15 protein-coding genes and 1 tRNA gene are annotated in these 22,606 nt (G+C 63.2%); 7 read left to right on the top strand and 9 right to left on the bottom strand.

What is annotated here, in order from left to right:
• The first annotated feature begins 51 nt into the window (after positions 1 to 51).
• The gene (locus B5F90_RS03915; protein ID WP_087361396.1) at positions 52 to 2,211 is read left to right on the top strand and encodes a hypothetical protein; all 2,160 of its coding nucleotides are present in this window, start codon (positions 52 to 54) and stop codon (positions 2,209 to 2,211) included.
• A gap of 201 nt (positions 2,212 to 2,412) precedes the next feature.
• On the opposite strand, the gene B5F90_RS03910 is transcribed toward B5F90_RS03915, so the two are convergent.
• Positions 2,413 to 2,488, bottom strand: a tRNA-Lys gene (locus tag B5F90_RS03910).
• Positions 2,489 to 2,581: 93 nt separating this feature from the next.
• Positions 2,582 to 3,880 carry a glycoside hydrolase family 2 TIM barrel-domain containing protein gene (locus B5F90_RS03905; RefSeq protein WP_087361394.1) on the bottom strand — a complete coding sequence of 433 codons (1,299 nt, stop codon included), beginning with the start codon at positions 3,878 to 3,880 and terminating at the stop codon, positions 2,582 to 2,584.
• An 84-nt stretch (positions 3,881 to 3,964) separates the two neighbouring features.
• On the opposite strand from B5F90_RS03905, the gene B5F90_RS03900 reads away from it, so the two are divergent.
• Complete coding sequence (locus B5F90_RS03900; protein WP_343213191.1) at positions 3,965 to 4,462, top strand: type I restriction enzyme HsdR N-terminal domain-containing protein; 498 nt, start codon at positions 3,965 to 3,967, stop codon at positions 4,460 to 4,462.
• Positions 4,463 to 4,481: 19 nt separating this feature from the next.
• Here B5F90_RS03900 and B5F90_RS03895 read toward each other — a convergent pair whose 3' ends face one another.
• The 4 genes from B5F90_RS03895 to plsY form a co-directional block, all read right to left on the bottom strand.
• Positions 4,482 to 5,222 carry a LytTR family DNA-binding domain-containing protein gene (locus tag B5F90_RS03895; RefSeq protein ID WP_087361390.1) on the bottom strand — a complete coding sequence of 247 codons (741 nt, stop codon included), beginning with the start codon at positions 5,220 to 5,222 and terminating at the stop codon, positions 4,482 to 4,484.
• Positions 5,215 to 6,279 carry a histidine kinase gene (locus B5F90_RS03890; protein ID WP_087361388.1) on the bottom strand — a complete coding sequence of 355 codons (1,065 nt, stop codon included), beginning with the start codon at positions 6,277 to 6,279 and terminating at the stop codon, positions 5,215 to 5,217. The genes B5F90_RS03895 and B5F90_RS03890 overlap by 8 nt, the downstream gene beginning before the upstream one ends.
• Before the next feature lie 246 nt (positions 6,280 to 6,525).
• Entirely contained in the window at positions 6,526 to 8,223 is a 1,698-nt protein-coding gene (locus B5F90_RS03885; protein WP_087361386.1) for an AMP-binding protein, read from the bottom strand.
• A 314-nt stretch (positions 8,224 to 8,537) separates the two neighbouring features.
• The gene (gene plsY / locus B5F90_RS03880; RefSeq protein WP_087361384.1) at positions 8,538 to 9,215 is read right to left on the bottom strand and encodes a glycerol-3-phosphate 1-O-acyltransferase PlsY; all 678 of its coding nucleotides are present in this window, start codon (positions 9,213 to 9,215) and stop codon (positions 8,538 to 8,540) included.
• Positions 9,216 to 9,358: 143 nt separating this feature from the next.
• Here plsY and B5F90_RS03875 point away from each other — a divergent pair, with 143 nt between their 5' ends.
• The 4 genes from B5F90_RS03875 to B5F90_RS03860 all read left to right on the top strand — a co-directional run bounded on the left by B5F90_RS03875 (position 9,359) and on the right by B5F90_RS03860 (position 16,187).
• The gene (locus B5F90_RS03875) at positions 9,359 to 10,348 is read left to right on the top strand and encodes a YitT family protein (protein ID WP_087361382.1); all 990 of its coding nucleotides are present in this window, start codon (positions 9,359 to 9,361) and stop codon (positions 10,346 to 10,348) included.
• A gap of 39 nt (positions 10,349 to 10,387) precedes the next feature.
• Positions 10,388 to 11,779: a tRNA (N6-isopentenyl adenosine(37)-C2)-methylthiotransferase MiaB gene (miaB, locus tag B5F90_RS03870; RefSeq protein WP_087361380.1), complete on the top strand. Its 1,392-nt coding sequence runs from the start codon at positions 10,388 to 10,390 to the stop codon at positions 11,777 to 11,779.
• Between the two features lie 104 nt (positions 11,780 to 11,883).
• On the top strand, positions 11,884 to 13,389 hold the full coding sequence (locus tag B5F90_RS03865) for a DEAD/DEAH box helicase (RefSeq protein WP_087361379.1): 1,506 nt from the start codon (positions 11,884 to 11,886) through the stop codon (positions 13,387 to 13,389).
• Positions 13,390 to 13,634: 245 nt separating this feature from the next.
• Positions 13,635 to 16,187 (top strand): beta-N-acetylglucosaminidase domain-containing protein, encoded by a 2,553-nt coding sequence (locus tag B5F90_RS03860; RefSeq protein WP_087361376.1) that lies wholly within the window; start codon positions 13,635 to 13,637, stop codon positions 16,185 to 16,187.
• A 104-nt stretch (positions 16,188 to 16,291) separates the two neighbouring features.
• On the opposite strand, the gene B5F90_RS03855 is transcribed toward B5F90_RS03860, so the two are convergent.
• The 3 genes from B5F90_RS03855 to B5F90_RS03845 form a co-directional block, all read right to left on the bottom strand.
• Positions 16,292 to 16,744 (bottom strand): GNAT family N-acetyltransferase, encoded by a 453-nt coding sequence (locus B5F90_RS03855; protein ID WP_087361374.1) that lies wholly within the window; start codon positions 16,742 to 16,744, stop codon positions 16,292 to 16,294.
• Between the two features lie 470 nt (positions 16,745 to 17,214).
• On the bottom strand, positions 17,215 to 18,519 hold the full coding sequence (gene der, locus B5F90_RS03850; protein ID WP_087361372.1) for a ribosome biogenesis GTPase Der: 1,305 nt from the start codon (positions 18,517 to 18,519) through the stop codon (positions 17,215 to 17,217).
• A gap of 311 nt (positions 18,520 to 18,830) precedes the next feature.
• Positions 18,831 to 20,891 (bottom strand): cation:proton antiporter, encoded by a 2,061-nt coding sequence (locus B5F90_RS03845; RefSeq protein WP_087361370.1) that lies wholly within the window; start codon positions 20,889 to 20,891, stop codon positions 18,831 to 18,833.
• Between the two features lie 495 nt (positions 20,892 to 21,386).
• Here B5F90_RS03845 and B5F90_RS03840 point away from each other — a divergent pair, with 495 nt between their 5' ends.
• Positions 21,387 to 22,583, top strand: a complete 1,197-nt coding sequence (locus tag B5F90_RS03840) for an MFS transporter (RefSeq protein WP_087361368.1) — start codon at positions 21,387 to 21,389, stop codon at positions 22,581 to 22,583.
• The last annotated feature ends 23 nt before the right edge of the window (positions 22,584 to 22,606 follow it).

Raw genomic sequence — 22,606 nt, 5'->3', positions numbered from 1 at the left:
GGCTGCAAAATCCTATCTTGTGAGACAAAACCCATCTAACCCTTAAAAAACATGAAAAAACTTCTGTCGCTTCTGGGCGCCCTGCTGGCGTTCAGCACGCTCTTCTCCTGCAGTTCGGATGAGAGCGAAACCCCCGCGTGGAAAGAGCTCTCCTTTACCTTTGCGGTGGCCGAACCCACCTCCAACTCGGTCGAATTCTCGATTATGCCCGACGACCAGAGTCTGACCTACTTCGCATACTACATCAAGAAGGCGTCCTATGTCGACGATGCCACGCTCAAGGCCGACGACCGGGCGCTTGTCGAGCAGCAGGCTGCAAGCAAGGGCATTACCTTCGAGGAGGCGCTCCGCCAGCGGCTGGAGTGCGGCCAGACGGAGGGCCGTTTCGAGGAGCTCGACCCCGATACCGACTACTTCATCTACGCCTACCGGATGGATGAGACGGGGCGTGCCGACGGAGCGGTTGCCCGCAGCGAGTTCCGCACGCAGCCGGCTCCCGAAGAGCTGGTCCGGTTCACCTTCTCGACCCCGGTGCTCGAGTATACGCGCATGACCGTTGTCACGGAGGCCTCCGAACCCGAGGTGTTCTACTGCACCGATTTGATGGAGGCCGCTGACTACGAGGCTCTGGGCGGCGGTGAAGGCGCCGTGCTCGAGTACTTCAGGCAGGTGGCCTCCTATACCGCTTCGTCGGGCGGCATGACGGTTGAGGAGCTCGTCCGGGCCATGAGCGTGCAGGGAACCGATGAATATACCTACGAGGATTTGACGCAGGACACCGAATACTACGCCTATGCCGTGGTGGTCGATGCCGAGGGCAACATCTCCGACCGGTGCGCCTTCGAGAAGTTCCGCACGCCGGCCGTCGAGGCCTCCGACATGACCATCGCCATCGAGGTCTCGAACATCAAGCCCGACCAGGCCGACGTCACCACGACGCCCGACAACGACGACGAGTTCTACCTGGTCAACCTCTTCTATGCCGACGAGCTGACGAAGTTCTCGAGCGACCAGGAGATTATCGACGCCATGATTCAGAAGTTCGGCCCTTCGGTCGACTCGGAACTCAAGTTCGGAACGCGGACGCAGACCTTCTACGAGCTCGCACCCGATACGGAGTGGGTCGTGCTGGCCTTCGGCTACGAGTCGGGCGTCAATACGACGGGGCTCTTCCGCCGCAACTTCCGCACGCCGGCAACGGGCGCGGTCGTCGACCTTGACTTCGAAATCGAGGTGGTGCCCCACCAGTTCAAGGCCGAGGCTACCTACAAGCCCTCGATGGAGTCGGTCCGCTATGCCTATGAAATCATGCCCGAGGATACCTACAACGAGTACGGAGCCGATGCCGCGGCGATTCAGCGCTACTACGACGAGCTCATCGCCCGCCTCATCGAGCAGCTGCCCTCGCTTACGGTCCGAGACGTGGTCTACCAGATTACGGCCAAGAACGAGTTCACCTACCGGCTCTCGTTCCTCACTCCCGACAAGAACTACATCACCTGGGCGGCCGCGTGCGACGAGGAGGGCAAGCTCCAGTCGGAACCCGTCGTGAAGGCCTTCAAGACCACGCCCTACGTGCTTTCGTCGGAGACCGTGACCCACCGGCTCGAGATGTACTTCGACGGCGGCGACGTTGCCGAGGTCGACCCCTACATGGGTGGTGTCTCCTCGGAGGTTGCCGTGGGCTACTTCCGTACGGAGCGGAGCGAGAATGCCGTGACGACCTGGACGGCGCTCTATCAGGGTGATTATACCTCGACGAGCGATTATCCCGATTACCGGCTTGCGGCCAAGATGGAGAACGACGGCAACAAGAATGTCTATTGTCCCATCTATTCGCTGGCGTGGGATGTCCCGATGACGCTGTGCGCCGTGGCCATCGATGCCGAGGGCAACTACGGTCCCATTCAGCGCGAAATCATCCAGGTGAACCACGAAGGGGTGACGCCGATTTCGGAGTATCCCTGGTTCTGGCCCTATGCCGAGCGGCCGGAGCTGCCGGTGGAGATGGTTCCCTGCCCGCTGCGCCAGCTCGACGAGTCGCTCCGTGCGCCGGTTTCGGAGCCGGTGCCGGCGGCGCGCTGCGAGGCGATGCAGCTCGGGCGTCGTGAGGCACAGGCCTCGTCGGACAAGCTGCGCGGCCGCATGCTCTCGCCCGAGGTGATGCGGGGCTCGGCTGCCGTGCGCAACTGGGGCCGCGAGCTGCGGTAGGGTAAGGCCCGTGTGAAAGAGGCGGCGGCCCGGCAACAGTGCCGGGCCGCCTTTTTGGTTGCAGTTGCGGACCAACGCCTTTGCACCCGGTCGCGGCCGGTAGTCGGAGCTAACAGAATAGCCTGAATCGGAAGCCGGAGTCAATAGCCGGGAGCGGGATAAAAACGAAAAACCTCTCGAGTAATCTCGAGAGGTTTTCCTTGGTACCCCCCCAGGGGCTCGAACCCTGGACCCCAACATTAAGAGTGTCGTGCTCTACCAACTGAGCTAGAGAGGCATCAATCATTTCCTGATTGCGAGTGCAAATATACGGCGAATTTTCATATCTCCAAAATATTTGCACGATTTTTTTTAAAAAATGCATTTTTTTTCACTCCGTCACCACCAGGTCCGTGTTCCATTCACCCTCTGCTGCGGGGTAGATGACGGGCCGTTCGTCGCCCAACTGCTTCATTGTCAAGTATGAATCGTAGAGGTTGGTGCCGTTCGACGAATTTTCGGCCAGCGAGAAGGCAATGACCGAGCAATGGCGCCGCGCCGAGTAGTAGCTGTCGGTTGTCCGCTCGATGTAGGCCCCCTTCCAGCGCGGGTCGTTGGTCGGGTTGCCCCCCTTGCGGCGCGAATTGCCGCTGCGGCTCGTGTTGAGCGGCGCCTGGGCGATGACCATAAGGCCCATCTCGTCGCATGTGTTGTAGAATCCCGGCACCTCGGCCCCCGCCTTGACGCGGAGCGTGTTGTAACCCTGCTCGCGCAGCAGGGCCAGCTCCTGCGGCTGGATGTAGGGGGCCACCTCGGCCGTCCGCAGCGTGACGGGCTGCCCGTTCAGCAGCAGCCGTCCCTCGCGCCACTCCAGGGCGCGGAAGCCCACCTTCGCCTCGATATACTCGCCGTAGCGCCCCTCGTGCTGCGTGCGGAGCCGCAGCGTGTAGCGGGTCGGCAGCTCGTCGCTCCAGAGCAGGTTCTTCGGAATCGGGGTCAGGAAGCGGAGCGTATCCTCGCGGCGCATATCGAGCGTCAGCTCCTTCTGGTCGAAGAGGACCTGTTCGCCCGACGGGGCGAGCAGCTCGCAGTATACGCGCGAGGTGCGGGGGTTGAGCGCCCCGCTCTTGACCACCACCGTAATCTCGGCCATGGCCGTCGTGTCGCTCAGCCACGTGCGCGCATAGTAGTCGCGGATGTACATCGTCGGCTGGCTCATGACCCACGTCTGACCGATGGCGGCCTGCGCGGACTCCTCGCGCCAGCTCTCGAGCGGAGCGAGGGGCGAGGGGTTGGAGAGCACCACCTCGAGCGTGTTGCGCCCTTCGTGGACGGCACGCGTGATGTTGAACTCGGCGGGGTTGCAGCTGTTGGCGTTATAGGCCACCTGCTTACCGTTGACGTAGACTTCGTAGTCGGCCGTCGCGGCCGAGATGTGGAAGAGCACCTGGCGATTGGCCCAGGCGAAGGGGACGGTGAAGGGGGTGGTGAAGCGGTTGCCCTCGCGCGTCCAGCCTTCGAGCCGCGTGAGGTATTTCGAGCTGCGCTCACCCGCCGTTGCCTCGGCCTGGGTGGGGTAGACGACCACCTCGCCGCGCGTTGCCTCCTTGCCGAAGGAGGCGGGGAGCTGCTGGGCGCGGAGCGTCGGCGTGAGCAAAAAAAGGGCTATGGTTGCAAGAAGAGTTCGCATGGGAATTCGTATATTTGTGCGCATAAAGATACTAATTTTTTTGGAACTCCCATGTTGCGGCCTCCCAAACTCAATTTCCCGCCCGTGAAGCTCCGCGCCCGCCGGCAGGGTGCGCAGACCGAGGTGTGGGATGAGTGGCGGGGGTGCTATCTGGTGCTGACGCCCGAGGAGTGGGTGCGCCGCCATCTGCTCGTCTTCCTTGTGGAGCGGTGCGGCGCCTGCGCCAAGCGCATCGTGCAGGAGTATCCCGTGCGGCTCAACGGGCAGCCGCAGCGGGCCGACGTGGTGGTGGTCGATGCGGCCGGGCAGCCGCTGCTGCTGGCCGAATGCAAGGCCCCCGACGTGAAGCTCGACGGGCGTACGCTCGCCCAGGCCGTGCGCTACAACTCGGTGCTCGGCGCCCGCTACATCCTGCTCACCAACGGCCTGAACCACTACTGCTACGCCTGCCGCGACGGGCAGTGTCTGCCGCTCGGGGCCTTTCCCGACCTGAGCGATTCTTCGGACGACGCCTCGTGCGGGGCGCCGGAGGTGCCGGCCGCCGGCGCAAAGCCGGAAGAGCCGGGGCATTCGGCCCTCTGAGGCCGACAGGGCCGGGCGGTCAGAGATTCCGGAACGTGCGGTCGATATAGGCCTGGAAGGCCTCCTTGTAGTTCTCCCCGATGGGGACATACTCCGTGTCGCTCAGATAGACGCGCCCCTTGACATAGGCCCGCGTGTACTTCAGATTGACGATGTAGGAGCGGTGCACCCGCATGAAGTGTTCCGAGGGGAGCGCCGCCTCCATGTTCTTGAGCCGGAAGAGGGTGGTGATGCTCGAACCGTCGGCCAGATGGAGCCGCACGTACTCCCCCTCGCTTTCAAGATAGACGATGTCGCTGATTTTCACTAGCGAAACCTTGTAGTCGGCCTTCACCGAGATATACTCCTTGTCCTTGGGCGCCGCCTCCGCTTCGGCCTCCGGAGCCGTGCGCTGGTTGTGGCGCAGCTCGTAGAGCTGGTTGGCCTTCGAGACCGAGCGGCTGAAGTCGGCGAAGCTGAAGGGCTTGAGCAGGTAGTCGACGGCGTCGAGCTTGAACCCCTCGACGGCATACTCCGAGTAGGCTGTCGTGAAGACCACCATCGGCCTCTGGGTGAGCGAGCGGACGAAGTCCACGCCGTTGAGGTCGGGCATGTTGATGTCGACGAAAATCAGGTCGACGCTGTGCGTGGCGAGAAACTCCTGTGCCTCGAGCGCGTCGTTGCACAGGGCTGCCAGCTCCAGATAGGGAATCTTGGCGATGTAGGCCTTGAGCTGTCGCAGGGCCAGCGGTTCGTCGTCGATGGCAAGACACTTAAGCATGCAGGGTCGGGATTTCGAGTTGTACGGTATAGGTATCCGGCTGCTCGTCGATGTGCAGCGTGTAGTTGCGCGGGCCGTAGATGAGTTCGAGCCGCTTGCGGACGTTCTCCAGTCCGATGCCCGTCGGGCGGTTGCCGCTCTCGGGGTTGCGGCTGTTGACGATGGTGCCCGTCACGCGCTCGGGAGTGCAGGCAATCTCGATGTGGATGAACGAGCGGCGGTTGTAGCTCACTCCGTGCTTGAAGGCGTTCTCGACGAAGACGATGAAAAGCAGCGGCGGAATCGAGACTCCGTCGGGCAGCGGGCGGGGGTAGTCGAGGCGAATCTCGACGTTGTCCGTATAGCGGATGCGCATCAGTTCGATGTAGTTCTCGAGGAACTGGATGTCGCGGCTGAGCGGGATGACCTCGCGTCCCGAGTCGTAGAGCACGTAGCGCATCATCTTCGAGAGCTCGATGACGGCATCCTTGGCGCACTCGGGGTCGATGTCAATCAGCGCGTGGATGTTGTTGAGCGTGTTCATGAAGAAGTGCGGGTTAATCTGGTACTTGAGGTAGTCCATCTCGGCCTGCATGTTCTGGCGCTTGAGCTCCTCCATCTCCTGCTCGTCGCGAATCGACTGGTACATGAGCTTGATGCCCGAGTTGGCGCCGGTCATGAAGAGCGCCAGCACGACGTTCCAGTAGAGCTCCAGGTCGGTGAACGACGCCTTGCGGTGCTCGTCGAAGGGCTCCTCCTCGGTGAAGAGCAGCGGGGTGGAGAAGTACTGGTCGTAGAGGTCCACGGCCCAGAAGACCGTGATGATGAAGAGTAGATTCACCACCAGGTAGAGCGCATAGCGGTGGCGGAGCATCAGCCGCGGGGCGATGATGGCGTTGTGGACGATGAAGACAATCAGGTAGGGGGCGATTTTGCGCCAGGCAATCAGCACGTTCTCCAGACTGATGTGCAGCTCGGACATCATCTGCGAGTTGAGCACCGGCACCAGAATGATGGCCAGCCAGACCATCACGTAGAGCAGGTTCTCGCCGATGGCTTGCTTTTTCGTGATTTTCATGCCGTAAAGATAGCGATTATTCCGCAAAAAACGGACCGTCCGTCCCTGGGGCGGAGGTCCGTTGTATAAGTGCATTGCCGCACGGGGCGCGGGGTGAGGTCCGTTGTATAAGTGCGTTGCCGCGCGGATTGTCCGGGGGCCGTTGTCGCATTGCCGCACGGGTGCGGGGCGGAGGTGCGTTGCGGCGCCGTGCCGCACGGATTGTCCGGGGCCGTTGTCCCGTTGCCGCACGGGTGCGGGGCGGGGTCAGTCGAGCAGCGCCGTGGTGTAGAGGTAGCGCTTGATGCTCCGCTTGGGGGTCTTCTCGAACTCGGTGGGGTAGATGGTAATCGAGTTGACGCGCTCGTAGGCCGCCAGCAGCGTGTTGAGCTCCTTGAGGTTGTTCTCCATGATGGCGGGCAGGTCGTTCTTGTCGACCCCCTCTTTCTCGGCCTGCTCGTAGTCGGGCACCACCAGCGCCCGCAGGCGGCCGTTCCCCGAGTCGAGCACCAGCGATTCGAGCACCAGGTACATGTTGTTGAGCTTGTCCTCAATCTCCTCGGGGTAGATGTTCTGGCCGTTGCCGCCGAGAATCATCGTCTTCGAGCGGCCGCGGATGTAGAGCGTGCCGTCGGGGTCCATCGTCCCCATGTCGCCCGTGTGGAGCCATCCGTCGGGGGTGAGCACCTTGTTCGTATCCTTTTCGTTCTTGTAGTACCCCTTCATGACGTTCTCGCCCTTAACGAGAATCTCGCCGGCCGTATGTTCGGGGTCGGGCGAGTCGATTTTCACCTCGAGGAAGCCATGGAGGTAGCGGCCGCACGAGCCCGCCTTGAACTCGTTGTCGGGGGTGAAGCTGATGAGCGGCGCGCACTCGGTCATGCCGTAGCCGATGGTGATGGGGAAGTGTATTTTCATGAGGAACGACTCGGTCTCCTGGTTCATCGGGGCACCGCCTACGATGAAAATCAGCACGTTGCCGCCGAATGCCTCCATCAGCTTGCGGCGGATGACCGAATGGATGGCCGAGTTGAGCAGCGGAATCTTCATGGCAATCGACATGGGACCCTTTTCGAGCAGCGGGAGCACCTGCTTGCGGTAGACCTTCTCGAGAATCATCGGTACGCAGCAGATGATGGTGGGCTTGACCTCGGCCATCGCCTCGAGCAGAATCTTGGGCGAGGGGATGCGGCCCAGCAGCGTGATGTGGCCGCCGACGGCCAGCGGTGCCAGGAAGTCGAAGGCGCAGCCGTAGGCGTGGGCCAGCGGCAGGAACGAGAGCGTGCGGCCGCCCCGCTGGAAGTAGCGGGTCTGCGTGCGGGTGTTGAGCGCCGTCATGGCGAAGAGGACGTTGCCCGTGAGGTTGTTGACCGTCAGCATGACCCCCTTCGAGTAGCCCGTGGTGCCCGACGTGTAGTTGAGCAGGATGACCTGGTCGTTGGGTATGTCGGGGTACCTGATGTCGTCGATGCTGAATCCGCGCGGATACTTCGAGCGGTAGTTCTTGACGATGTTGCTCTGGTACTTGCTCAGCGACTTGCCGTCGCGCTCGTAGATGACGTGGAAGTCGGTGAGCGAGAAGACCGCCTCAATCTGGCGAATCTGGTCCTCCTCGATGTTGTCCCAGTAGTTGTCGCCCAGGAAGAGCAGGCGGCTCTCCGAGTGGTTGATGATGTGGATGATGTCGGCCGGGGTGAAGTCCTGGAGGATGGGAACGATGACCGCGCCGTAGGTGATGGTTCCGATATAGGTGATGCACCACCGCGGGTTGTTGCGTCCTACCAGGGCGATTTTGTCGCCGCGCTTGATGCCTGCCTTCTTGAAGAGCAGGTGGAGCTTGGCAATCTCCTTGGCCATCTCGTAGTAGGAAAACTCCTCTTTCTTGAAGTAGTCGGTCAGAGCGGCCATCTCACGATTCTCGCGGAAGCTCTGTTCGTAAATCTTAATCAGGTTCTCTTGTAACATGGTCGTATCTGTTTCGGTCTGCGGAACCCTCCCCCGTGGGGCCGGTTCGCTCGACAGGGGGTCAGCGGGGACGCGGTCTGCCCGCATGCTCCGATTGCGGAGCATCGTCTCTGCCGGCTCCGGTTTTGTCGCCCCGGGCGCTGCATCCGCGGCCGGGCGAGTCTTCCGCGCGCGGTTGCGCCTGTTTCGGGCCTACCTTGTCTGATTGCGTTCGCGCGCGCATGCGCGCGTGCGCGTTGGGGCGTTTTTCACGCCGGAGCGTGCCGCATGATGCAGTCATGCTGCAAACGGAGTGCCGCACGCTGCACGCCGGCTCACGCCTGCGGCGGCGTCTGGTCCTCGTGGGGCGGTCGGGGTTTCCAGATGTAGATTTTCGATTCGGTGCCGTGGAGCAGCCGCTCGATGTTCTTGCGGTGGGTGACGAGCAGCAGTACGGCAATGACGAACGAGAAGACGACGAAGGGCACCGAGTCGTTCACCTTGGGCGAGATGAGCGTGAAGACGGGGAAGCAGCAGCCCGCCACCATCGACGAGAGGGAGACGTAGTGCGAAATCATCAGCACGACGAGCCATACGCCGAAGCAGAGCAGCGCCACCGGGGGGTAGATGCCCGTGATGGCCCCCACCAGCGTGGCAACCCCCTTGCCGCCGCGGAATCCGGCGAAAATCGGGAAGATGTGGCCCAGCACGGCGGCGATGACGGCGGCAATCTTCAGATTGATGAGGTCGTTGTCACCGACGTGGACGTCGTATTTGAGCATCTCGAAAATCGTCACGGCCAGAAATCCCTTCAGGAAGTCGAGCGCGAAGACCGGAAGGGCGGCGCGCTTGCCCAGCACGCGGAGCATGTTGGTCGTTCCGGCGTTTTTCGAGCCGTGCTCGCGGATGTCGATGCCGTAGTATTTCTTGCCAATCCACACGGCACTCGGAATCGAGCCGAGCAGATAGGCAATGATTATCATGGTGATGGCGCAGTAGTATGTCAATATCATGGTCGGTTCGTTTTGCGGGTTGATAATGCAAACTTAATAAAATTTTCGGGAAACGGAAGCCCCGGTCGAAAAATCCGCCTGCGGGAGCTGGCAAATTCGGCGGATTTGAGTAACTTTGCGCTACATCTAAAAATTGACCTGATATGAATACTAAGGCTTTTCTCGAACCGATGGGGTCGTGGGCATGGTGGCGTTCGTGGTTTCTGATATTCTTCGGATGCGCCGTCATGGGTACGGGCTTCGTGCTCTTCATCAATCCCTACAACTTCGTGCCCGGAGGCGTCTACGGCCTCGGCATCGTGTTCCACAACATCTTCCCCTCCGTGCAGGTGGGTACCTTCGGCTACATGTTCGATGTGCCGCTGATGATTATCGCCATGCTCATCTTCGGAGGGCAGTTCGGTACGAGAACGGTCCTTGCCGCGCTCTTCACGCCCGGCTACATGAACATCCTCACGCGGCTGGTCTATCCCGACGCGGCGGCGGTCGAGAGCCTCGACCCGGCGCTGCTGCTCGGCGGCCGGCTCGACCTGTCGAACGACCTGCTGCTCACCTGCGTCATCGGCGCCGTGGTCATCGGCGTGGGCCAGGGCATCGTCGTGCGGCAGCAGGCCACCACGGGCGGTACGGACATCGTGGCGATGCTGCTCCAGAAGTTCGCGGGCATCAAGTTCTCGACGGGCATCCTGCTGGCCGACGGTTCGGTGGTGCTGTCGGGTCTGGTGGTCATCGGCTTCGGCATCGGTACGGCCGAGGCGGAGCCCGCCGGCTGGATGCTGACGCTCTACTCGCTCATCACGATTTACATCACCTCGCGCGTCATCGCCTACATGCTCGACGGCGCCTCGTACGACAAGCTGCTCTTCATCATTACGGACAAGCACCAGGAGCTGCGCCAGTTCATCCTCGAGGACCTCGAGCGCAGCGCCACCTACCTGAAGGGCAAGGGCATGTACACCGAAGCGATGAAGGATGTCATCTTCCTGGTGGTGAGCCGCAGGGAGGTGCGCCTGGTCGAGCAGAAGATTCGCTCCATCGACCCGCGCGCCTTCGTGGTGGTGACCGATGCCTACGACACCTACGGCGAGGGCTTCAAACCGCTGCCCGACGCCGATACGATTCAGGCGGAGTGACGGCGCACCGACGCGCGGTCCAAACGCTATAAACCGGTAATGAAACAATTGGAAATTCAAGTAAATTCGCTGCGACCGCTCCAGGGCACCGGACGGAAGCTCTTTGTCGAGACATACGGGTGCCAGATGAACGTGGGTGATTCGGAGATTGTCGTCTCGCTCATGCAGCGCGAGGGCTACGTCTATACCGACCGCATCGAGCAGGCCGACGTGATTCTCATCAACACCTGCTCGATTCGCGACAACGCCGAACAGCGCATCTGGGGGCGTCTGAACGAGCTGAAACGCTACCGCAAGGCGCGTCCGGGGCTCATTGTCGGCATCCTGGGCTGCATGGCCGAACGGCTGCGCGAGCAGCTGCTCGAGGGCCCCTGGGGCGTCGACGTCGTCGCGGGCCCCGACGCCTACCGCGACCTGCCGCGGCTGGTGCGTGAGGCCGAGGCGGGCGGCAAGGGGGTCAACGTGCTGCTCTCGACCGAGGAGACCTATGCCGAAATCGCCCCCGTGCGGCTCGACCGCAACGGCGTGAGCGCCTTCGTGGCCATCATGCGCGGCTGCAACAACTTCTGCTCCTACTGCGTGGTCCCCTATACGCGGGGCCGCGAGCGGAGCCGCGATGCGGCGACCATTGTCGCCGAGGCGCAGTCGCTCTTCGACAACGGCTACCGCGAGGTGACGCTGCTGGGGCAGAATGTCAACTCGTACCGCGCCGGCGAGGTCGACTTCCCGGAGCTGCTGCGCCGCGTGGCCTCCATCTCGCCGCTGCTGCGCGTGCGCTTCGCCACGTCGCACCCCAAGGACATGAGCGACCGTCTGCTCGAAACGATGGCCTCGATGCCCAACATCTGCCGGGCGATTCATCTGCCCGCCCAGTCGGGAGCCACCTCGATGCTCGAGCGGATGAACCGCAAGTATACGCGCGAGTGGTACCTCGACCGCATCGCCGCCATCCGCCGCTACATGCCCGACTGCGCCATCACGACCGACCTGATTGCCGGCTTCTCGGGCGAGACGGAGGAGGAGCATGCCGCCACGCTCTCGCTCATGCGCGAGGTGGGCTACTCGTGGGCCTTCATGTTCAAGTACTCGGAGCGCCCGGGCACCTTCGCCCAGCGCAACCTGCCGGACGACGTGCCCGACGAGGTGAAGAGCCGCCGCCTGCAGGAGATTATCGCCCTGCAGAACGACCTCTCGCTCGAGAGCAACCGCCGCGACGTGGGGCGCGAGTTCGAGGTGCTGGTCGAGAGCGAATCGAAGCGCAACAGCGGCCAGCTCTCGGGCCGCACGTCGCAGAACAAGGTGGTGGTCTTCGACCGGGGCAACCACCGCATCGGCGACTACGTGCGCGTGCGCGTGACGGGCTGCACCTCCGCCACGCTGCTGGGCGAGGAGCTTCCGGCAGGGGAGCCTCAGCCCGGGGCGGAGCGTTGAGCGGCCGCCGCACTCCGCCGCCCGTGACGCGGCGGAGCCGTGTTCCCGGAGCCACTCCGGGAACAAACCCTATTGTTGTACCTTTAATATAAAATTTACGATTCATGCGATTCGACGAACTGGATTTGGAGGATGAAATCCTCGACGGTCTGTACGATATGAACTTTCACGAGATGACCCCCGTGCAGGAGAAGACCATCCCGGTCATCCTCGAGGGGCGCGACATTATCGGCTGCGCCCAGACCGGTACGGGCAAGACGGCGGCCTATACGCTGCCGCTGCTCAACCGGCTGCTCATCGAGGGCAACGAGGACAACGTGGTCAAGGCGCTCATCATCGTCCCCACGCGCGAGCTGGCGCAGCAAATCGACCAGCAGTTCCAGGGCTTCTCCTACTACCTGCCCGTCTCGACCACGGTGGTCTACGGCGGCGGCGACGGCAAGGGCTGGGACATTCAGAAGCGGGGCATGCTGATGGGCTCCGACGTGGTGATTGCCACCCCGGGCCGCATGATTTCCCACCTGCAGAACAGCGGCGTCGACCTCTCGCACGTCGAGTGCCTGATTCTCGACGAGGCCGACCGCATGCTCGACATGGGCTTCAGCGACGACATCCTGAAGATTATCTCCTACCTGCCGCGCGAGCGTCAGACGGTGATGTTCTCGGCCACGCTGCCGCCCAAAATCCGCGAGCTGGCCAAGAGCATCCTGCGCAACCCGGCCGAAATCAACATCGCCATCTCGAAACCCAACGAGGCGATTGACCAGTCGGCCTACATCTGCTACGAGAGCCAGAAACTGGGCATCATCCGCGAGCTCTTCGCCAAGCCGTCGGAGTCGAAGACCATCATCTTCTCGTCGTCGAAGATGAAGGTCAAGGAGCTGGCCCATACGCTCAAGCGCATGAAGCTCAACGTGGCGGCCATGCACTCCGACCTGGAGCAGGCGCAGCGCGAGGAGGTGATGCTCGCCTTCAAGAACAACCGGGTCAACATTCTGGTGGCCACCGACATCGTGGCCCGAGGCATCGACATCGAGGACATCGGACTGGTCATCAACTACGACGTGCCTCACGACCCCGAGGACTACATCCACCGCATCGGCCGTACGGCGCGAGCCGACGCCACGGGCAGCGCCATCACCTTCGTCAACGAGGAGGAGCAGGGCAAGTTCCACCAGATAGAGAAGTTCATCGAGCGCGACATCCGCAAGGCGGAGCTTCCCGCCAGCGTGGGCGAGGGGCCGAAGTACGAGCCCGAGGAGAGCCGCAAGCGGGGCGGCCGCGGAGGCCGCAGCCGCAGCAAGGGGGGCGACGGACGCGGCCACGGGCGCGGACGCCGCGACCGTCTGCGCGACAAGCCGCGTTCGAGCAGCTCGGCGCCGCGTGACGAGCGCCCGGCCGACAGCGCCGGGGCGCCGACGTCGAACGACCGTCCCGCGGCTGCGGCCGATGCTGCGGCGACGAACCCGGTAGCGGCCGGCGCCGCTCCGACCGAAGGCGAGAAGCCCCGCCGCCGGCGTCACCGCGGAGGACGGCGCCATCGTCGCGGCGGCGGAGCCTCGGCAGAGGCCTCCTCGACCCCGGCAGCTCCGCAGGGCGGCGAGGCATAGCCACCCGGCTTCGGCCCGGCGGCGAAGGAGGGCTGCATTGCCGCTCCGGAGGGCTGCCGGCCCTTGACCCCGGCCCCACCCCAGAATCCCGGCCCCAGGCCCCGGAGGCCCAGCCTCTGAGCCCCGAACCGGACGCCGGACGCCGGACGCCGGACCCGGCTCCCGGCCTCCGATAGGACTCCGGGCCCGAGACCCGAAATCCGAACCCCAAATTGCTTATTCAACCTAAGAACCCAGGTAAAAACATGACCAACTTCAGAAAACTGCTCTCGCTGCTGGCCGCCGGCCTTGTCTGCTGGTGCCCGCTGCAGGCCCAGGAGGAGGGCTTCGACCTCACGTCGCAGCGCTCCGAATCGCAGGACGTACGCAAAGTCCCCGGCCACGTGGTCGACCACGGCGGCATCATCATCAACCCCACGCCTCACAGCCTCGAGGTCAACGCCGCACAGCGGCTCGACCTTTCGCGCGGCGTTGCCGTGAAGGACCGCCGCAAGGCCTTCTCCGAGGACGTGGACTTCCTCAAAGCCAATCGCCGCGGTCCCGTGGTCGACATCGACTTCGGCGCCAAGGCGGCCGCCCGCGCGGGCGTGAAGCCCCTCTCGGGAGCCTACGCACTGAGCGTCGGTGAGAAGGGCATTACGATTGTGGGCTACGACGAGCGGGGTGCCTTCTACGGCATCCAGACGCTCCGGCAGCTGGTCGCTTCGCCCGCTGCGGCCGGCGGTACGCTCCCCGCGGTGGAGGTCAACGACTATCCCGACCTGCCGCTGCGCGGCGTGGTCGAGGGCTTCTACGGAACCCCCTGGTCGCATGAGGTGCGCCTCTCGCTCATCGACTTCTACGGCCGCTTCAAGATGAACTGCTACATCTACGGCCCGAAGGACGACCCCTACCACAGCTGCCCCAACTGGCGGCTGCCCTATCCCGAGAAGGAGGCGGGCAACATCCGCGAGCTGGTCGAGGCGTGCCGCCGCAACCGCGTCGACTTCGTCTGGGCCATCCACCCGGGACAGGACATCAAGTGGAACGAGGAGGACTACGCCAATCTGGTGCGCAAGTTCGAGTGGATGTACGACCTCGGCGTCCGTTCGTTCGCCATCTTCTTCGACGACATCTCGGGTGAGGGTACCAACCCCGAGCGGCAGACCGAGCTGCTCAACCGTCTCAACGAGGAGTTCGTCCGGGTGAAGGGCGACGTGACGCCGCTGACGGTCTGCCCGACCGACTACTCGAAGCTCTGGGCCAACCCCACGCCGCAGGGCAGCCTGGCCATCTACGGCCGGACGCTCGACCCCTCGGTGGCGGTCTTCTGGACGGGCGACGTCGTCTGCAGCGACCTCACGCCCGAGACGTTGGAGTGGGTCAATTCGCGCATCCGCCGGCCGGCCTTCTACTGGTGGAATTATCCGGTGACGGACTACGTGCGCCACATCCTGATGCAGGGCCCCGTCTACGGCCTCGATACGACGCTCACGGCCGATGACCTGTGCGGTCTGGTGAGCAACCCCATGGAGCACGGCGAGGCCTCGAAGCTGGCTCTCTACGGCGTGGCCGACTATACGTGGAACGTCGCCGCCTACAACCCCATCGACAACTGGGAGCGCGGCCTTGCGCTCCTTGCGCCCGAGGTGCGCGACGCCTACCGCACCTTCGCCATCCATTCGTGCGATACGGAGACGGGCTACCGCCGCGACGAGTCGTGGGAGACCGAGACCTTCCGTCTGGCCGACCGTACGCCCGAGCGGGCTGCGGCGCTGCGTGCCGAGCTGGAGCGCGTCGTGCGCGTGCCGGCCCGGATGGAGCAGTGCGCCAACAAGGAGCTGCTGGCGGAGCTGCGGCCGTGGCTCGTCGAGTTCGGCAAGCTGGGCGAGCGCTGCCTGCGCGCCCTCGATTTGATGGAGCTCTATGCCGGCGGTGACGATGCCGCCTTCTGGGCCGCCTACGTCGCCAACCGCATGACGCCCGACCAGATGAAGGCCTACGAGGCCCACAAGTCGGGCACGATGAAGCTCCAGCCCTTCTACGAGCAGGCGATGGACGACATGGCCTCGGGCCTCTTCGAGCGGCTCACGGGCGAGAAACCCGCCGGGTGCAAGGGTATCGGGTCGTTCCAGAACCTGCGCACGACGCTCAGCAAGCTGATGTTCGACCACGACTCGACGACGCACTATACGTCGGGCGTCTCGCAGCAGGACGGCGACTGGATTGGCGCCGACCTGGGCTGCGTGCGCGACGTGCACGAGGTGGCCATCCTCCAGGGCCGCAACTCGGTCGACGACGTCGACTTCTTCGACCATGCGCTGGTCGAGGCCTCGGTGGACGGCCGGCAGTGGACGGCGCTGGGCGACAGCCTCCGCACGGTCTACGACATCCGCTGGACGGGTGAGCCGGTGCCGGCACGTTACGTGCGCCTGCGCCGCCTGGAGTCGCCCCGCACGCACTGGGCCTCGGTGCGTTCGTTCGAGGTGAACCCCGTGCGGGCCGAGCGGCTCGGCTTCGAGGTCGAGGCCGACGACCTGACGGCGGCGCTCTACGCCTTCGACCGCAACCCGTCGACCTCGTTCCTGCTCGACGGCGCGCTCCGCTTCGGGGTGCTTGCCGGTGCGAAGGGGTATACGATGCTCCTGCAGCCGGATGCCGATGCTGCGCCCGCGAGCGTGCGTCAGTATGCGGCCGACGGAACGCTGCTGTCCGAGACGCACGTCGATGCACCCCTCTTCCGCCTGACGCTTGAGTCGGGAGCCGCCCGCGTCGAGCTGGAGGGCGCCCTGCGCATCTTCGAAATCATCGCCGAGTAGCGGCGTTTGCTCCGGCAGACCTCTCTTCGTAGATTTGTCGGAACATCGTTGCCGGGAAAAACATGAAACAGGTCCGTGCCCTGAAAGGGTTACGGACCTGTTTGTTAATGAATGGCTATCTTCAGGTAAATCATGTCTTTCAATTGTTTGCCCTTTTCAAAAATGGGATGGTCGTAATTATCCGTGAAAAAATCAGGTATCCGGTGTGAATAGACAAATCCGCATTGCTTGTAGAAGGAGAGGTTTTCGGGAGATTCTCCGGTCCCGACAAGCATTGTGTGACATCGAGCCTTGTAGTGCTCCAGAAGAAAAAATATCAATCTTTTCCCATACCCCCGGTGCTGGAACTGTGGATAGACCGCAATATTTTTGATTTCGTAGATGCCTTTGCCTTCTTCAGTTACAACGCATGCAGCTTTGACCTCGCTGTTTTCAGCCAGGACGAACATTTCCCCGCGTTCCAGATAGCGGTCAATCATCGACTCCTGCTCGTCGGCGAGGAGCAGTAAATCGAGATATTGCTTTTTGTTGCAAAGGACAGGATATATATCCATCATTTCAACTTTTATCGATGAATGGTTTGATTCGCGGAAAGCATATTTCTTCACGTGAGCCCTAAAATTAGACAATTTCAGCGTATTCAACAAATGTAGGCCAAATCTTATGGCTTCGGATTAAAATAATATGCTCCTGAGCTGTTTCATACAGTGTTGGTCGGCTCGATTATTTGATGGATAATGTCCTATTTGAGTGTTCTAAGTCGGGCAATTCGTTCATACGCTTTCTCGCAGAGGGCGGTTGCCGTGTTGCGATGTGTGACCATTGCTGGAAGCAATCAGAAGCGGAACGCCGGGGCTCATCGGTCGGCGGGGAAGCCGGGTCGGGTGTCCGGGGGCCGGTGCCGGGCCGCGGCGAGGAGGCGGGCAACAAAAAATCCCCCTTTGCCAAAGAGGAACAAAGGGGGAATGTCAATATGGGATTTTTCCAGATGCGGAACGAGCCGGGCTGCAACGGGTGCGGTCTCGGTCTACTTCTGCCGGAAGTAAATTTGGAGCGGGACACCGGAAAAATCCCAGTGTTCGCGGATGTTGTTCTCCAGGAAGCGGCGGTAGGGCTCCTTGATGTACTGCGGCAGGTTGACGAAGAAGGCAAACTGCGGCGTCGGCGTCGGGAGCTGCGTCACGTACTTGATGCGGATGTACTTGCCCTTGGTTGCGGGGGGCGGGTAGTTCTCGATGAGCGGCAGCAGCACCTCGTTGAGCTCCGAGGTGGCGATGCGCCGCTTGCGCGACTGATAGACCCGGATGGCCGTCTGCAGCACCTCGAGGATGCGCTGCTTGTTGATGACCGAGGTGAAGATAATCGGAATGTCGTTGAACGGTGCGAGCCGCTTCATCAGGAAGTCGCGCCACTCCTTCATCGTGTTGCTTCCCTTCTCCACGAGGTCCCACTTGTTGACCACGATGACACACCCCTTGCGGTTGCGGACAATCAGGTTGTGGATGTTCAAATCCTGCGACTCGAGCCCCTGCTGCGCGTCGAGCATCAGGATGCAGACGTCGGAGTTCTCGATGGCGCGGATGGAGCGCATGACCGAGTAGAACTCGAGGTCCTCCATCGTCTTGCCCTTCTTGCGCATGCCGGCCGTGTCGACCAGGTAGAAGTCCATGCCGAACTTGTTGTAGCGCGTGCGAATCGAGTCGCGCGTGGTGCCGGCAATCGCCGTGACGATGTTGCGTTCCTCGCCCAGCAGGGCGTTGGTCATCGACGACTTGCCCACGTTGGGGCGGCCGACGATGGTGATACGCGGCAGGTCGTCCTCCTCCTCGGCCGCCGCATCCTCGGGCAGTGCCGCCAGGATGGCGTCCATCATGTCGCCCGTGCCGCTGCCCGACATCGAGGAGATGCAGTAGGGGTCGCCCAGCCCGAGCGAGTAGAACTCGTGCGAGAGGTAAATCTGGTCGTTGTTGTCCACCTTGTTGCAGATGAGCAGCACCTTCTTCGAGGAGCGGCGCAGGATGTCGGCCATCATCATGTCGAGGTCGGTGACGCCCGTCGCCACCTCGACCAGAAAGAGGATGACATCCGCCTCGTCGATGGCCAGCAGCACCTGGCGGCGGATTTCGTCCTCGAAGATATCCTCCGAGTTGACCGTATAGCCGCCCGTGTCGATGACCGAGAACTCCTTGCCGTTCCAGTCGGTGCGGCCGTAGTGGCGGTCGCGCGTGGTACCGGCCGTGGAGTCGACGATGGCCTGGCGCTGGCCGACGAGCCGGTTGAAGAGGGTGCTTTTGCCGACGTTGGGACGGCCTACTATTGCTACAAGACTCATATTCCGTAGGTTTTGGGGTGCAAAGATAGCGTAAATCCGCGAAGTAAAAAAGTTTTGGCCCCCGGAACCGCAAAAAAGGGGCCGCAACGGCTTTCATCGTTGCTGAAAATCCCTTCAGCCTCTGCCACGAAGCCTTCTCCCCGGGACTTCCGTTCCGGGACTTCCGTTCCGGGACTTCCGTTCCGGGACCTCCGCTCCGGGACCTCCGCTCCGGGATCTCCGCCCTGGGACCTCTTCTTGGAGCCTCTCCCGAAACCTCTGCTCCGGAACCTCCACCTTGGTCCCTCTGCCGCGCAGAGCGGCCGTGGGCGTCAGGCCAGGTAGTGCGCCTCGGTGTTCGAGGCCTGCTCGGGGTAGAGCAGCACGAAGCTGTGTTCGGGGAAGTAGGTGCTCAGATAGTAGGAGATGCGGCTCATGGGCGCCTGGTAGGAGATGCGCTCCTTGCGGCTCATGATGAGCCAGATGCAGTCGTCGCGGCGCGCGTCGTTGGCCACGCCGAGCATCTCGTCCCAGTCGTCGAAGGTGTGGTACGACGCCTCACCGGCCCGCTTGCCGTTCAGTTCGCGGATGTAGCGCAGCGTGGTCTCGGTGCCGTAGAAAATCATCCGGGCGCCGGTGTTGCGCGCGATGTTGCGCAGACGGTGCACCCAGCGCGGGAAGCCCGCCTCCTTCTCGGCCTGCGCGGGGCAGACCACCAGATGGCGCTGGATGGTCGACAGCGGCTGCTTCGAGCGGTAGATGAGCGTCATGGTGCTGTTCTGGCTCAACACGCCCTGCGCCGTGTTGCCCAGGAAGGTGTCGATGCGCCCCTGGCTGTGGTGCAGACCCATGACCAGGTCCGTAATCCGCTGCTCGCGGATGACGCTCGTGATGGCGTTGACCGTGTTGACGTCGTAGCGGAGCATCGCCTCGATGGGGTAGTCGCCCGCGGCGGCGGTCTTCTGGGCGATGCGCAGCGCCGTCTTGGCCCGCTTGATGTCGGGGCCGTTGTCCTGCAGGTGGTTGCTCACCGAGTTGAGGGCGAAGAGGCCGCCCTTGTCGCGCGGGGTCTTGATGGCGGTGCTCAGGTGCACCAGCTCCTCGACCGTCTCGTCGTTGGCCACCGGGATGAGAATCCGCTCGTCGTGTTCGTCGGGCTCCTCCGTCCGCCCGCCGCTCAGGGCGATGTTGTGGGCGCCGCGCTGGGCGGCGAAGGTCGAGATGGTGCAGGTGAAGAATATCATGAGGATGGTGCCGTTGAGCACGCTTTCGTTCAGCAGGCGGATGGGCTCGCCCTCGGGCGTATGGCCCAGGATGACGTTGTAGCCCACCATCACGGCGGCCAGCGTGGCGGCCACGTGGGCCGAGCTCAGGCCGAAGAGCAGCGTGCGCTGGTCGCGCGAGAGGCGGAAGGTCTTCTGTGAGAGGACCGCCGCGAGGTACTTGGCCGCCGTGACGCCGACGACCATCACGGCGCTCACCTCGAGCGTCTCCCAGCTCTTGAAGAAGGCGCGGTAGTCGATGAGCATCCCCACGCTGATGAGGAAGAAGGGGATGAAGATGGCGTTGCCGACAAAGTCGATGCGGTTCATCAGCGGCGAGGTGCGCGGGATGAGCCGCCCCATGGCCAGACCCGCCAGGAAGGCGCCGATGATGGGCTCCAGACCGGCGGCTTCGGCGGCGAAGGCCCCCAGAAAGACCATCATCAGCACGAAGATGTACTGCGCGATGTTGTCGCTGCAATGTTTGAAGAACCAGCGTCCGATGAGCGGGAAGAGCAGCGTGATGCCGGCGATGCAGGCCACCACCGAGCCGCTGAGCCGGTACCAGAAGGCCTGGTCGACCTTGCCCGTCGAGAGGCCCACGATGACGGTCAGCACCAGCAGGGCCAGCGTGTCGGTAATCATCGTGCCGCCCACGGCGATGACCACCGACTTGTCGCGGGCGAGCCCCAGCTTCGAGACCATCGGGTAGGCGATGAGCGTCTGCGAGGCGAAGAGCGCCGCCAGCAGGATGGAGGAGTGGAGCGCGAAGCCGAGGATGTAGTATCCGGCCAGGATGCCGAAGGCCATCGGTATCGAGAAGGTGTAGAGGCCGAAGACGATGCTGCGCCAGCCGTTGCGGCGCAGGTCGTTGACATCCATCTCGAGACCCGAGAGGAACATGATGTAGAGCAGTCCGGCCGTACCCGAGAGGATGATGCTGCTGTCGCGCAGCACGAGGTTGAAGCCGTGGGGGCCGATGACGGCGCCGGCGATGATGAGTCCCAGCAGGTAGGGAATCCGCAGCTTGTTGAGCACCAGCGGGGCGGCCAGAATGATGGCCAGGATGAGCAGGAACTTGAGTATGGGGTCTTCGAGCGGCAGGGTGATGCCGGAGAGTGCGAGAAACATGGTCGGTGCGGTTTTTGGAGGTTGCGGAGCCGGTTCGGGCATGCCGTGCGGGTTCTCTCCCTGAGAAAAGGGCTGCGCCCGGGCTCCTTAGAAACAAATATACGAAAAATCGGCGAAAAAGAGAACGTTCCGCCCGTATTTTTTGCCCCGTGCTGCGGCTTCGGCGGGGGTCGGCAGCGATTCGCTGCGTGCGGGCGCTCTTGCCGTGGCGCGCGGGAGGCATCCGGCGGCAGCGGCGCATGCGGCAGGGGCGGACGGAGTGCTGCTCGGGTCGGACGGAGTGTCGCGGGGGTCGGATGAGGTGTTGCTCGGGTCGGATGAGGTGCCGCGCCGGGTCGGATGAGGTGCCGCTTGGGGCCAGATGAGGTGCCGCGCCGGGTCGGACGGAGTGTCGCGCAAGTCGGCGAAAGTGCCGCGCCGGGCGGTAAAAAATCGGGCGGAGCGGTTGTTTTCCCGAAAAAAAATGTAACTTTGACGAAACATATCCTTGTGTCGATGGGTAAGAAAGTGGACAGAAAACTGCTCGGAGCGGTCCTGATGGGGTTCTTCATCATGGGCTTCTGCGACATTGTGGCCCCCATTACGGGGCGCATCGCCGCCGAGTTTCCGGCCGGGCGCCAGGCGGCCGTGAGCTTCCTGCCGACGATGGTCTTCCTCTGGTTCCTGCTTCTCTCGACCCCCGTCGCGGGGCTGATGAACCGCATCGGGCGCAAGGTCACGGCGCTGCTGGGCTACGCCCTGACGGCCGTCGGGCTGCTCGTCCCCTGGCTTGCGGGCGAGGGGTGCGCCCTGGGGTGGTACTTCGTCGGCTTCGGCCTGCTGGGCATCGGCAACACGGTGGTGCAGGTGGCCGTCAACCCGCTGCTGGCAACCATCGTGCCCGAAGAGCGGATGACGAGCTATCTGACCATCGGGCAGATTTTCCGCAACACCTCGCTGCTCCTGCTGGCGCCGATTGTCACGGGGCTCGTGGCGCTGACCGGCTCGTGGCGCCTGCTGCTGCCGCTCTACGCTGCACTGACCGTTGCGGGCGGGCTCTGGCTGCAGCTGACACCCGTTGCGGAGCCCGCAGCGGCGGCACGCACCGCCCGGAGCGGCGGCCGGCGGGGGCTTGCCGACAGCTTCCGCCTGCTGGGCAACCGCACGGTGCTCCTCTGCGCCGTCGGCGTGGCCTGCTTCATCGCGGCCGATGTCGGGGTGGGCTACCTCTCGGTGCGGCTCATCGATTCGCCCGACGCGATGCTCACCACGACGGGCTTCTACGCCTGCCGCATCGTCGGGACGCTGGTCGGCGCGTGGGTGCTGGCCCGCCGCTCCGACGTGAAGTACCTCGGCGGCAACATGACGGTGGCCCTCGCGGCACTCGCCGCCCTGGTGGCCCTGCCGCACGGCTCCGTATGGCCGGTCTACCTGCTGCTGGGGGTGCTGGGCTTCACGCTGGCCTGCGTCTTCGCCACCTTCTACGCCGTCGCCACGCGGGCCGTCGCCGCGGAGCAGGCCAACGGCGTGGCCGGGCTGATGATTCTGGCCATCTCGGCCGGCGCCCTCTCGGGTCCGGTCTGCGGGGCGATTGTCCGCTGGACGGGGGCCGCGGCATGGGGATTGCTCTTCCCGGCGGCGTGTGTCCTCTACATGCTCTGGGCCTCGGTGGTGCTGCGGCGGCGCGGCCGGAAAGAGATGAACAACCGATAACGAAACAAACCGAAAAACAGAAA

Source organism: Alistipes sp. An31A (assembly GCF_002159425.1).
Classification (GTDB): domain Bacteria; phylum Bacteroidota; class Bacteroidia; order Bacteroidales; family Rikenellaceae; genus Alistipes; species Alistipes excrementigallinarum.
Note: the sequence above shows the minus strand (reverse complement) of the source record. Positions and strands in the feature narration are given on the sequence as shown.

What these genes read in the sequence shown, in the direction of transcription:
- B5F90_RS03915 (WP_087361396.1), top strand. Translation starts at nt 52, where the DNA reads ATGAAAAAACTTCTGTCGCTTCTGGGCGCCCTGCTGGCGTTCAGCACG.
- B5F90_RS03905 (WP_087361394.1), bottom strand. Translation starts at nt 3,880, where the DNA reads ATGCGAACTCTTCTTGCAACCATAGCCCTTTTTTTGCTCACGCCGACG.
- B5F90_RS03895 (WP_087361390.1), bottom strand. Translation starts at nt 5,222, where the DNA reads ATGCTTAAGTGTCTTGCCATCGACGACGAACCGCTGGCCCTGCGACAG.
- B5F90_RS03890 (WP_087361388.1), bottom strand. Translation starts at nt 6,279, where the DNA reads ATGAAAATCACGAAAAAGCAAGCCATCGGCGAGAACCTGCTCTACGTG.
- B5F90_RS03885 (WP_087361386.1), bottom strand. Translation starts at nt 8,223, where the DNA reads ATGTTACAAGAGAACCTGATTAAGATTTACGAACAGAGCTTCCGCGAG.
- plsY (WP_087361384.1), bottom strand. Translation starts at nt 9,215, where the DNA reads ATGATATTGACATACTACTGCGCCATCACCATGATAATCATTGCCTAT.
- B5F90_RS03875 (WP_087361382.1), top strand. Translation starts at nt 9,359, where the DNA reads ATGAATACTAAGGCTTTTCTCGAACCGATGGGGTCGTGGGCATGGTGG.
- miaB (WP_087361380.1), top strand. Translation starts at nt 10,388, where the DNA reads ATGAAACAATTGGAAATTCAAGTAAATTCGCTGCGACCGCTCCAGGGC.
- B5F90_RS03865 (WP_087361379.1), top strand. Translation starts at nt 11,884, where the DNA reads ATGCGATTCGACGAACTGGATTTGGAGGATGAAATCCTCGACGGTCTG.
- B5F90_RS03860 (WP_087361376.1), top strand. Translation starts at nt 13,635, where the DNA reads ATGACCAACTTCAGAAAACTGCTCTCGCTGCTGGCCGCCGGCCTTGTC.
- B5F90_RS03855 (WP_087361374.1), bottom strand. Translation starts at nt 16,744, where the DNA reads ATGATGGATATATATCCTGTCCTTTGCAACAAAAAGCAATATCTCGAT.
- der (WP_087361372.1), bottom strand. Translation starts at nt 18,519, where the DNA reads ATGAGTCTTGTAGCAATAGTAGGCCGTCCCAACGTCGGCAAAAGCACC.
- B5F90_RS03845 (WP_087361370.1), bottom strand. Translation starts at nt 20,891, where the DNA reads ATGTTTCTCGCACTCTCCGGCATCACCCTGCCGCTCGAAGACCCCATA.
- B5F90_RS03840 (WP_087361368.1), top strand. Translation starts at nt 21,387, where the DNA reads ATGGGTAAGAAAGTGGACAGAAAACTGCTCGGAGCGGTCCTGATGGGG.